At 67.3% G+C, this 10,397-nt stretch carries 13 protein-coding genes and 1 pseudogene; 8 read left to right on the top strand and 6 right to left on the bottom strand.

What is annotated here, in order from left to right; all coding sequences use genetic code 11:
- A partial coding sequence (locus AC2VOU_RS02105) for an inositol monophosphatase family protein (RefSeq protein ID WP_486955868.1) occupies positions 1 to 721 on the top strand: 721 nt, incomplete at its 5' end.
- A 5-nt stretch (positions 722 to 726) separates the two neighbouring features.
- Here the strand turns inward: AC2VOU_RS02105 and cei are convergent.
- Entirely contained in the window at positions 727 to 1,377 is a 651-nt protein-coding gene (gene cei / locus AC2VOU_RS02100; RefSeq protein WP_486955867.1) for an envelope integrity protein Cei, read from the bottom strand.
- A gap of 186 nt (positions 1,378 to 1,563) precedes the next feature.
- Between cei and AC2VOU_RS02095 the strand changes: the two genes are divergently transcribed.
- Entirely contained in the window at positions 1,564 to 1,866 is a 303-nt protein-coding gene (locus AC2VOU_RS02095; protein WP_067332485.1) for a DUF4193 domain-containing protein, read from the top strand.
- 24 nt (positions 1,867 to 1,890) lie between these two features.
- Here AC2VOU_RS02095 and AC2VOU_RS02090 read toward each other — a convergent pair whose 3' ends face one another.
- A complete protein-coding gene (locus tag AC2VOU_RS02090; RefSeq protein ID WP_486955866.1) occupies positions 1,891 to 2,367 on the bottom strand; it encodes a DUF3093 domain-containing protein in 477 nt (158 codons plus the stop codon).
- Between the two features lie 25 nt (positions 2,368 to 2,392).
- Here AC2VOU_RS02090 and dut point away from each other — a divergent pair, with 25 nt between their 5' ends.
- Together dut and AC2VOU_RS02080 are read left to right on the top strand one after the other, a co-directional pair.
- Positions 2,393 to 2,857, top strand: a complete 465-nt coding sequence (gene dut / locus AC2VOU_RS02085; protein ID WP_486955865.1) for a dUTP diphosphatase — start codon at positions 2,393 to 2,395, stop codon at positions 2,855 to 2,857.
- A gap of 56 nt (positions 2,858 to 2,913) precedes the next feature.
- Positions 2,914 to 3,696, top strand: coding sequence for a DUF3710 domain-containing protein (locus AC2VOU_RS02080; protein ID WP_486955864.1), 783 nt, complete (start codon positions 2,914 to 2,916; stop codon positions 3,694 to 3,696).
- A 24-nt stretch (positions 3,697 to 3,720) separates the two neighbouring features.
- Here AC2VOU_RS02080 and AC2VOU_RS02075 read toward each other — a convergent pair whose 3' ends face one another.
- Positions 3,721 to 4,419: an alpha/beta fold hydrolase gene (locus AC2VOU_RS02075; protein ID WP_486955863.1), complete on the bottom strand. Its 699-nt coding sequence runs from the start codon at positions 4,417 to 4,419 to the stop codon at positions 3,721 to 3,723.
- Positions 4,420 to 4,535: 116 nt separating this feature from the next.
- Here AC2VOU_RS02075 and AC2VOU_RS02070 point away from each other — a divergent pair, with 116 nt between their 5' ends.
- A complete protein-coding gene (locus AC2VOU_RS02070; protein ID WP_486955862.1) occupies positions 4,536 to 4,904 on the top strand; it encodes an OB-fold nucleic acid binding domain-containing protein in 369 nt (122 codons plus the stop codon).
- Positions 4,905 to 4,972: 68 nt separating this feature from the next.
- The gene (locus tag AC2VOU_RS02065) at positions 4,973 to 5,608 is read left to right on the top strand and encodes a DUF3159 domain-containing protein (protein ID WP_486955870.1); all 636 of its coding nucleotides are present in this window, start codon (positions 4,973 to 4,975) and stop codon (positions 5,606 to 5,608) included.
- Here the strand turns inward: AC2VOU_RS02065 and AC2VOU_RS02060 are convergent.
- Both AC2VOU_RS02060 and AC2VOU_RS02055 read right to left on the bottom strand, forming a co-directional pair.
- A complete protein-coding gene (locus AC2VOU_RS02060; protein WP_486955861.1) occupies positions 5,559 to 6,221 on the bottom strand; it encodes a potassium channel family protein in 663 nt (220 codons plus the stop codon). The genes AC2VOU_RS02065 and AC2VOU_RS02060 overlap by 50 nt on opposite strands.
- On the bottom strand, positions 6,218 to 6,889 hold the full coding sequence (locus AC2VOU_RS02055) for a potassium channel family protein (RefSeq protein WP_486955860.1): 672 nt from the start codon (positions 6,887 to 6,889) through the stop codon (positions 6,218 to 6,220). Before AC2VOU_RS02055 ends, AC2VOU_RS02060 begins: the two co-directional genes overlap by 4 nt.
- A gap of 105 nt (positions 6,890 to 6,994) precedes the next feature.
- Between AC2VOU_RS02055 and AC2VOU_RS02050 the strand changes: the two genes are divergently transcribed.
- Together AC2VOU_RS02050 and AC2VOU_RS02045 are read left to right on the top strand one after the other, a co-directional pair.
- A complete protein-coding gene (locus AC2VOU_RS02050; RefSeq protein WP_486955859.1) occupies positions 6,995 to 8,986 on the top strand; it encodes an APC family permease in 1,992 nt (663 codons plus the stop codon).
- Between the two features lie 32 nt (positions 8,987 to 9,018).
- Positions 9,019 to 10,197 (top strand): class I SAM-dependent RNA methyltransferase, encoded by a 1,179-nt coding sequence (locus AC2VOU_RS02045; protein WP_486955869.1) that lies wholly within the window; start codon positions 9,019 to 9,021, stop codon positions 10,195 to 10,197.
- A 4-nt stretch (positions 10,198 to 10,201) separates the two neighbouring features.
- Here the strand turns inward: AC2VOU_RS02045 and AC2VOU_RS02040 are convergent.
- Positions 10,202 to 10,397: pseudogene (locus AC2VOU_RS02040) on the bottom strand (hypothetical protein); the annotation flags it as partial.

Raw genomic sequence — 10,397 nt, 5'->3', positions numbered from 1 at the left:
GACCGACCCGGTGACCGTGGTCGACACCGAAACCGAACGGTTGCTGCGTGATCGGTTGGCGCAACTGCGATCTGGCGAGGCGATACTCGGCGAGGAGATCGGTGGTCCGGCCGATCCGGCGAGCGTCGCGCCCGGCGAGGTCACCTGGGTGCTCGACCCGATCGACGGCACGGTGAACTTCGTCTACGGGATTCCGGCGTATGCGGTGTCGGTGGCCGCGCAGATCGACGGCGTCTCGGTGGCCGGCGCGGTCGCCGATGTCGTCGGCGGACGGCTGTACTCGGCCGCTGTCGGACTCGGCGCCCAGGTCACCGATGCCGAGGGCACCCGCCGCCTGCGGTGCAGCGCCGTCGATGACTTGTCGCGGGCGCTGGTGGGCACCGGGTTCGCCTATTCCGGGCGCCGCCGCACGGTCCAGGCGCAGCTGGTGTCGCGGCTCCTACCGTCAGTTCGAGACATACGCAGAATCGGTTCCGCGGCAATCGATTTGTGTATGGTCGCAGCGGGCCGGCTCGACGCCTACTACGAGCATGGCCTGCATACGTGGGACTCCGCGGCGGGGGCGCTCATCGCCGCCGAGGCCGGTGCGCGGGTTGTGTTGCCAGCACCGGGCGACCCCGACGGCGACGCTGCCCTGGTGATCGCCGCGGCGCCCGGCGTCGCCGACCAGTTGCTGGCTGCGCTGGGCCAATTCGACGGTTTGGCTCCGATTCCCGGCTGAGGAGGTCAACAGTTCCCGGCGTGGATCTTGGCCAGCAGCGCGGGGTCTGCCGGCTCGGTGTTGCCCGGGCGGAGGCCGGCGAGCACCGCGGCGATGTCGTCGCTGTGCGCCAGCGCGCCGAACTCGGTGCCGATGGCCAGGTCGACGGAGTCGTCGGTGCGGTCGTCGCGGTACAGCTCGGCGCAGGGCGCGACCAGCCACACCGCGGCCGCGCCCGCCTGACCGGCCTCGCCGAACCGGATCTGGCCCTGGCAGAGCAGGCGCGTTTTGGCGTAGACGGGGTCGTTGGCCGCCGTCGGCTGCGCGAATCCCAGATCGCGCAGGGCGCCCGCGACATCGGCGGCCTGACCGCCCCGACCGCTGGCGTTGAGCACCCGGACCTTGGTGTCGGCGAGCTTGGCCGGGGCGACGTTGATCATGGTGCTCCGTGAAACCGGGGTGCCCAGGCGCGGTTGGCCTGGGTCGGTCGGTGCGGGCGGCGGGTTGCACACCGTCGCCTCGTGTACCTCCGCCGGGCGGGTCAGCGCGACGGTCCACACCACGGCGCTGGCCACCAGCAGCACGATCAGCAGGGCGATTGCGGGCCGAGCGTTGCGCCGGCGGAATGGACGACCGTGCTTGTCGACGGCGGTACCCTTAGTGATTTGCGCGACCACGGGGGAACTCTAGGGCACTGAAAGCGCTGGTGTTCAGCGGGAGCTGGTGTGGCCGCCCGGTTGGTGTGAGGTAAATCACACATAATCAACCAGGAATACGGGCACGAATCATTTTGCGGATGCGTTCGACGCTGGTACAAAGCTTTGCTTGCAGGGTTACCTTGCAGGTTAACGAGGGGACAGACGATGGCTACCGATTACGACGCCCCAAGGCGCACCGAAACCGACGACGTTTCAGAGGACTCGCTCGAGGAGCTCAAGGCACGGCGAAACGAGGCGGCGTCGGCGGTTGTTGACGTCGACGAGTCCGAGTCCGCGGAGTCCTTCGAGCTGCCCGGCGCCGACTTGTCCGGCGAAGAGCTGTCGGTCCGCGTCATCCCGAAGCAGGCCGACGAATTCACCTGCTCCAGCTGTTTTTTGGTCCAGCACCGCAGCCGATTGGCTAGCGAAAAGGGCGGCGTGATGATCTGTACGGACTGCGCGGCCTGACTTTGACCGTCGGGCAGTTGCCGACTAGGAGCGCAACGCCGACAACACCCGCTCCGGGTGGCGGGTACTCACCAGCCAGTAGGGCGTCGGGTCGTCCGCATCGTCCAACACCACCAGCACCATCGGGCCGACCCAGCCGCGGTGGACCACATAGGCGGCGGGATCGAGCTGACGTCCCAGCGCCGCGGACTTGGCCGAGCGCGGTATGTCGGCGGAGCGGGAAATGACCGAGGCCGGCAGATGGGCTTCGCCAGCCCACAACTCGACTCCGCTGTCGGCGGTGGTGACCCGGACCTCGACGCGACCCAGCCACAGCAATGCTCCGGCGGCGACGGGGAACAACGCGGCGAACGGTAGCCAACTCGGCAGGCTCGGCACGCCCATGTTGACTTCGACCGCAATCAGGGCTGCCAGGGCAAAAGCCAGTGGCCACCACCACCACGGCACCCACAAACGCTCGCTGTACCGCACGCTTTGCGGCGTGACTGGCGTTACTGACACCCGGCCAAGGGTAATCTGTGCCCCCGTGTCGACCAGTCTGGCGGTTGTTCGTCTCGACCCCGGGCTTCCGCTGCCCGCCCGGGCCCACCACGGTGATGCCGGTGTAGATCTCTATAGCGCCGAAGATGTCGAGCTTGCGCCCGGGCACCGGGCGCTGATCCGGACCGGCATCGCGGTTGCCATCCCGGTGGGCATGGTGGGGCTGGTGCATCCGCGATCCGGTTTGGCTGCACGGGTGGGTCTTTCAATCGTCAACAGCCCGGGCACCATCGACGCGGGCTACCGTGGTGAGATCAAGGTTTCACTGATCAACCTCGACCCTGCGGCGCCGATCGTCGTCAATCGTGGCGACCGGATCGCCCAGTTGCTGGTGCAGAGCGTCGAACTGGTCGACTTGGTCGAGGTGGCGTCATTCGACGAAGCCGGTATGGCCGACACGTCCCGCGGCGCCGGCGGTCACGGTTCCTCCGGCGGACACGCGAGCCTCTGACCGCTCGCAACCATAGACAGGGCAGTGCGACGGGGACGGCAGGAGGAGCGGCGCTTGTGATGGCATTTGGCAGACGTAAACCCAAAGAGGGGCGGTCGGTCGAGGAACCGGACGCGGTGGCCGCACACCGCCAGCCGGAGGCCGCTGCGGAGGCCTTCGTCGCCGACGGTCTGGAGGGCCCGTTCGACATCGAGGACTTCGACGAGTCGTCGATCGCGTTGGAGGGCCGTCTGGACCTCGGTTCGGTGCTGGTGCCGCTGCCCGAGGCGGCACAGCTGCAGGTCGAATTGACCGAGAACGGCGTCCCGAGCGCGGTGTGGGTGGTGACGGCCAACGGTCGCTTCACCATCGCCGCGTATGCCGCACCCAAGACCGGCGGGCTATGGCGGGAAGTGGCCGCCGAACTGGCGGATTCACTGCGTAACGACGGGGCCGCGGTCACCATTCAGGACGGCCGCTGGGGCCGTGAAGTGGTCGGCACGGCGTCCGGTGTGGTGCGGTTCATCGGTGTTGACGGCTACCGCTGGATGATCCGCTGCGTGGTCAACGGGTCGATCGAAAGCGTGGACGCGCTGACCGAGCAGGCGCACAATGCATTGCTGGACACCGTGATTCGTCGCGGTGATACACCTCTTCCGGTGCGCACTCCGCTGCCGGTGCAGCTGCCGGAGCCGATGGCGACTCAGCTGCGCGAGGCCGCCGCAGCTCAGGGGGTTGCCGGGCCGCCGGTCGATCCGACCGACACTGACGCCGCCGTCAGCCAAGACGCACCACCGGAGCCGGAGCGTCGCAGCGCGTCGGGCTCGGCGATGCAGCAACTGCGCGGTGCCGACGACTGACCAGGGGATCGGGGCGCGGGCTCGCTACGCCGCGTTCAGCGCCGCCAAACACGCGGCGCCCAGTGCGGCGGGGTCGGCACCGATCTGGTCCAGGGTCACGGTGCGCAGCCCGGCGTGCGGCGCTGCGGCCACCCACTGCAGCGCGACGTCGAGCGGATGAATCGGGTCGTCTTTCGCCGCCGCGATGCCCAGCGGTGTCGTCAGACCCTGCAGCTCTCGGTAGGTCGGGGCGATATAGCCGGCGGCCTCCTCCATCGCGTCGGGCAAATGCGGCCACTGGCCGCGCCAGGAGCGGGCCAACTCGTCGGCCAGCCACGGCGGGCTCGACGCTCGCATCTGCGCCGTCGTCGCCGCCAGGCCGTCGTCGCGTAGCTGCTGTGCGGAGTGCCGCGCTGTGACCGCGGCGGTCGCACCGTCGGGCGCACCGGTCCACGCCGGCAGCGCGGCCAGCACCGCGACCGTGCGATCGGGATGCTGCAACGCCCACGCGACCGCCACCGCGGCGCCGATCGACACACCACCGACCGCGATCGGTCCGCCGCGGGCAGCGTCGTTCAACGCGTCGAGGTAGCCGTCGATCAATCGTCTCGGGTGCGGTCGCGGCGCCAGCAGCCGCGCGCCGGCGGCACGCAGCGGCGCGCCGAACGCCCGGCAGGCGTAGCAGTCGTCGGAGCCCGTTCCCGGCAGCACGACGGCGGCCACCCCGCGCAGGTCGACAGTCATCCCTAGATATTGCCTGGGCGCCGCTTGACGGTTGGGGAACCATGGGGTCTACGGTGACCGTTGTCGTGAGAGGATCGCGACTACGCGGTTCGATGTGAAGACGCTCAGGAGAGGCCATGGCGGCGGAAAGTTATCTGCGCCGGCTGACTCGTCGGTTGAGTGAGAACCCCGAGCAGCGTGACGCCGAAGAATTGCGCGACGAGGCGGTGACGACCGGCGCGCAGCGGGCTATCGACTGCGAGCGCGGCCAGGAGGTCACCGTGGTCGGAACCCTGCGTAGCGTCGAATGCAACGGCAAGGGCTGCGCCGACGGGGTCCGCGCCGAACTGTTCGACGGAACTGACACAATTGAGCTGGTGTGGATAGGTCAGCGTCGGATTCCCGGGATCGAGTCCGGTCGAACGCTGCGGGTGCACGGTCGGCTCGGCAAGCTGGAGAACGGCAGCAAAGCGATCTACAACCCGCACTACGAGATTCAGCGGTGAACCGTGCCGCAGACGCCGACGACAGCGAACTAGCGAGTCGTGAGCTCGGCCGCACGCCGGCCGACCGGATGATGCAACAACTGGGCGGTGTTGCCGGCATCGTCTACTCGTCGCTTCCGGTGCTGGTTTTCGTCGGTACCTCGCGGCTGATAGGCCTGGCCGCGGCGTCCGGCGCCGCGCTCGGCGCCGCGGCGCTGATCCTGCTGTGGCGTCTGGTGCGCCGCGAGTCCGTCCAGCCTGCCGTCTCCGGCCTGATCGGCGTCGCCGTCTGTGTGTTGATCGCCTACGTGCTCGGGGAGTCGAAAGGCTACTTCCTGCTGGGCATTTGGACGTCGCTGAGCTATGGGGCGCTGTTCGCGATCTCGATTGTGATCCGCCGGCCCGTCGTCGGCTACATCTGGAGCTGGCTGCACGGTCACGATCGCGGCTGGCGTGGCGTGCGCCGCGCGGTCTATGCGTTCGACGTCGCCACGCTCACCTGGGTGGTGGTGTTCACCGCGCGCTTCGTCGTGCAGCGGGCGCTCTACGACACCGACCGCACCGGTTGGCTGGTGGTGGCCCGGATCGGGATGGGCTGGCCGCTGGCCGCTGTCGCGGCGCTGGTGACGTTTCTGGCGATTCGGGCGGCACAGAGCGCCCTGGACGCCGAGGCCCTTACGGCGACGGCAGCAGATGCCGGCGCAGTTCCTCTTCCGCCTCGGTGACAGCGACGAACAACAGCTCGTCGCCACCCTCCAGCGGCTCGTCGTCCTGCGGCACGATCACGCGAGGCCCGCGCAGGATCGTCACCAGCGCGACGTCGCGCGGTAGCTGCAACTTGCGGACCGGCTTGCCGCCCCACGGCGTGTTGTCGGGCAACGTGATTTCGACCAGGTTTGCCTGACCCTTGCGAAACTCGATCAACCGCACCAACTCTCCGACGGCGACGGCCTCCTCGATCAACGAAGCCAGCATCCGTGGGGTGGACACCGCCACGTCGACACCCCAGGCCTCGGTGAACAGCCACTCGTTGCGGGGGTCGTTGACCCGGGCCACCACCCGGGGCACGGCGAACTCGGTCTTGGCCAGCAAGCTGAGTACCACGTTCGCCTTGTCGTCACCGGTGGCGGAAATCACGACGTCAAACTCGTGCAACTGGACCTGCTCGAGCACGCTCACCTCGCAGGCGTCACCCAGCCACCAGTGCGCGGCCGCAATGGCGCCCTCGTCGATGTGTTCGGGCTTTCGCTCGATCAACGTCACGTCGTGCTTGTTGTCGACCAGTTCGCGGGCCACTGACCGGCCGACCGCGCCCGCTCCTGCGATAGCGACCTTCATGACCCGGCCCCCTCGCTCGGCGGCAACGCTGCAATGGCCAGTGCCTCGGCCGCTCGCCCGGAGATTGCGGCGATGTAGACCTGATCGCCGGCCTGGATGACCGTTTTGGTTTCCGGGAGTATCCCGGTGCCCAAACGGATCAGGAATGCCGCCCGGGCTCCGGTGGCGGCTTCCAGATCGGCCGCTTTTCGGCCCACCCAATCCTCGTGGAGAACCACCTCCAGGACGGCGACGGTCCCGCTCGGGTCGCGCCAGCGCGCGGTCTCGCTTTCCTGCGTGAGCGCATGCAGCAGCCGATCTGTCGTCCACGGCACCGTGGCAATCGTCGGGATGCCGAGCCGTTCATAGACCTCGGCGCGCTTGGCGTCGTAGATCCGCGCGACCACCCGGCGCACCCCGAAGGTCTCCCGGGCCAGCCGAGCCGAGATGATGTTGGAGTTGTCTCCGGACGACACGGCGGCAAATGCGTCGGCCCCGTCGATGCCGGCCTTCAGCAGCACATCCCGGTCGAAGCCCATGCCGAGCACCGTTTCACCGGCGAAATCGGGGCTCAGCCTGCTAAACGCCGTGTCGTCGCTGTCGATCACCGCGACGTCGTGGCCGATCCTGGACAGGCCTTCGGCGACCGCCGAACCCACCCGGCCGCACCCCATCACAACCACCCGCACTAGAGGTCCTCTCGACCCGCCCACCATAGCGGCCAGTCGGCTTGGGAGACATTCTCGTCCACCGAACCGTACCGGGAGGCGCGGTTGCCTTTACTCTTGGCTCTCGTGTCCAAACTTTCGACCGCGACGCGCCGACTGGTGTTGGGGCGGCCGTTCCGCAGCGACCGATTGAGCCATACTCTGCTGCCCAAGCGTATTGCCCTGCCGGTGTTCGCCTCCGATGCGCTCTCCTCGGTCGCCTACGCGCCCGAAGAGATCTTCCTGATGCTCTCGGTCGCCGGCCTGACCGCTTATTCGCTGACGCCGTGGATCGGGGTCGCGGTGGCGGCGGTGATGTTGGTCGTGGTGGCCAGCTACCGGCAGAACGTGCACGCCTATCCGTCCGGCGGTGGCGACTACGAGGTGGTCACCACCAACCTCGGTTCCGACGCCGGGCTGACGGTAGCCAGTGCTCTGATGGTGGATTACGTTCTCACGGTTGCTGTTTCGACGGCGTCGGCGATGTCGAACATCGGCTCGGCGATCCCATTCGTGGCCACCCACAAGGTGCTGTTCTGCGTTGCCGCGATTCTGCTCGTGATGGGTCTGAACCTGCGCGGGATCCGTGAATCTGGTGTGGCGTTTGCCATCCCGACGTATGCGTTCATCGTGGGCGTGGGTGCCATGCTGGCGTGGGGACTTATTCGGATCTACGTGATGGGTGAGCCGCTGCGGGCGGAGTCCGCTGGGTTCACGATGCATGCCGAACACGGTGCGATCACCGGCTTTGCATTCGTCTTCCTGGTGGCGCGCTCATTCTCGTCGGGCTGTGCGGCGCTGACCGGTGTCGAGGCGATCAGCAATGGGGTGCCGGCTTTCCGTAAGCCCAAGTCGCGCAACGCAGCAACGACGCTGTTGATGCTCGGTGCGGCTGCGGTCGGCCTGTTGATCGGCATCATCCTGCTGGCCAAGGAAACCGGCGTTCAGATTGTCGACGACCCTGCAGCGCAGCTGGGCGGCATTCCGCGCGACTACCAGCAGAAGACGCTCGTCGCTCAGATAGCGCAAGCCGTCTTCGGAAGCTTCCACATCGGATTCCTGGTGATCGCGATTGTGACGGCCCTGATCCTGGTGCTCGCGGCCAACACCGCGTTCAATGGCTTTCCGGTGCTGGGCTCGGTTCTCGCGCAGGACAGCTACCTGCCTCGCCAACTGCACACCCGCGGTGACCGGCTGGCGTTTTCCAACGGCATCGTGTTCTTGGCGGTCGCGGCGTTGGCGGCCATCATTGCATTTCGCGCACAGGTCACCGCGCTGATTCAGCTCTACATCGTCGGGGTGTTCATCTCGTTCACGTTGAGTCAGATTGGCATGGTCCGGCACTGGACTCGATTGCTGCGCAACGAAACCGACTCAGCCACCCGGCGAACGATGATGCGGTCACGGGTGGTCAACACCATTGGACTCGTGGCTACCGGGGCCGTGCTGCTCGTCGTCATGGTCACCAAATTCCTGGCCGGCGCCTGGATTGCGATTGTGGCCATGACGCTGCTGTTCGTTCTGATGAAGCTGATTCGCAAGCATTACGACTCGGTCAGCCGGGAAATCGAGCAGCACGCCGACGATGGCGAAATGGTCTTGCCCAGCAAGAATCACGCGGTCGTCCTGGTGTCGAAACTGCATCTGCCGACCCTGCGAGCGTTGGCCTACGCGCGGGCGACGCGGCCCGATGTGATCGAGGCCGTCACGGTGAGCGTCGACGATGCCGAAACCCGCGCGCTGGTCCGCCGCTGGGAAGAGAGTGAACTGAGCGTGCCGCTGAAGGTCATCGCTTCGCCCTACCGTGAAATCACGCGCCCGATCTTGGATTACGTGAAACGGGTCAACAGGGAATCGCCGCGCAGCGTGGTGACGGTATTTCTGCCCGAATATGTGGTCGGCCACTGGTGGGAGCATGTGCTGCACAACCAGAGCGCGTTGCGGCTCAAAGGGCGGTTGCTGTTCATGCCTGGGGTTATGGTGACATCGGTTCCGTGGCAACTCAATTCGTCAGAGCGTCTCAAGACGATGCAGCCGCACGCGGCGCCCGGTGATGCCCGTCGGGGGATATTCGATTGACCTATGACATCAGCGCGCCGCCACCGCCGGCGCTGGGGGAGCTGACGCTGACGGTCGGTGCGCCGGCCAACGGCGGCAGCTGTGTGGCGCGCCACGACGGCCGGGTGGTCTTCGTCCGCCACGCGCTGCCCGGTGAGCAGGTCCGGGTGAGGGTCACCGCCGACCGGGGTTCGTACTGGCATGCCGAGACGATCGAGGTTGTCGAATCGTCTCCCGACCGCACCGTGTCGCTGTGTCCGATCGCCGGTGTGGACGGCGCCGGATGCTGCGATCTGGCCTTTGTCGAGCCGGCTGCGGCGCGGGCACTGAAATCCGAAGTGGTATCCAATCAGCTCGCCCGCCTGGGTAACTACCAGTGGTGCGGTGACGTCCAGCCATTGTCGCCCACCGGCGCCACCGGCTGGCGGACCCGGATCCGACTCGATGTCGGCATGGATGGGCGGCCCGGATTTCACCGCTATCGCAGCGACGAGCTGGTCCCCGACCTGAACTGTGGTCAACTACCGGCGGCAATGACCGACGGCCTCACCGATCTCGGTGGGCCGCCCGGCGCGCACCTGCACGTCGTCGTCGACGACGACGGTCAACGGCATGTCGCACGCACGGTGCGCCACGGCCGGCGTAATGCGACCGAGGTGGTCGAGGGCAGTCATCAGGGCGTGCAGCGAGCCGGACGGCACAGCTGGCAGGTGCCGGTCACGAGCTTCTGGCAGGCCCACCGTGACGCGGCCCGAACCTACAGCGACCTGGTGAGCGACTGGGCTCAACCCGATCCGGGTATGACCGCATGGGATCTTTACGGCGGGGCGGGGCTTTTCGCCGCTGCGCTGGCCGACGCTGTCGGGGAGTCGGGGCAGGTGCTCACCGTCGACAGCGCGCGAGCGGCGTCTCGTGCGGCGCGTGCCACATTGGCCGATCGTCCGCAGGTACGCGTCGTCAGCGATTCGGTGCGACGTGCGTTGACCGCGCAGCGCGGACGGGCCGATGTGGCCGTGCTGGATCCGCCGCGCGGTGGAGCCGGGCGCGAGGTGATCGACTTGCTCGCCGCGGCGGAAGTCTCGCGCATCGTCCATATTGGTTGTGAGGCAGCATCATTCGCCCGCGATATCGGGCTATACCAGAGTCACGGTTATACGGTGGGAAAAATGTCGGTGTTCGACTCGTTCCCGCTCACCCACCACGTCGAGTGTTTCGCGCTGTTGACGCGCTGACCGGCTACGCGAACACGAAATATCGCAGCCACAGATACAGCGCGCTCAACACCGTGGACAGCACGGTGACCACGATGCCCTTACGGGTGAATTCCCAAAACGAGACGGAATGGCCTGCCCGCAAGGCGATCCCGATCATCACGATGTTGGCGCTGGATCCGACTGCGGTGAGGTTGCCGCCCAGGTCGCCGCCGAGTGCC

It is taken from the genome of Mycobacterium sp. TH-M25 (assembly GCF_057473665.1).
This window is presented reverse-complemented; position numbering and strand designations above follow the sequence as displayed.

What these genes read in the sequence shown, in the direction of transcription:
- AC2VOU_RS02065 (WP_486955870.1), top strand. Translation starts at nt 4,973, where the DNA reads ATGATGCAACAACTGGGCGGTGTTGCCGGCATCGTCTACTCGTCGCTT.
- AC2VOU_RS02070 (WP_486955862.1), top strand. Translation starts at nt 4,536, where the DNA reads ATGGCGGCGGAAAGTTATCTGCGCCGGCTGACTCGTCGGTTGAGTGAG.
- AC2VOU_RS02095 (WP_067332485.1), top strand. Translation starts at nt 1,564, where the DNA reads ATGGCTACCGATTACGACGCCCCAAGGCGCACCGAAACCGACGACGTT.
- AC2VOU_RS02060 (WP_486955861.1), bottom strand. Translation starts at nt 6,221, where the DNA reads ATGAAGGTCGCTATCGCAGGAGCGGGCGCGGTCGGCCGGTCAGTGGCC.
- AC2VOU_RS02075 (WP_486955863.1), bottom strand. Translation starts at nt 4,419, where the DNA reads ATGACTGTCGACCTGCGCGGGGTGGCCGCCGTCGTGCTGCCGGGAACG.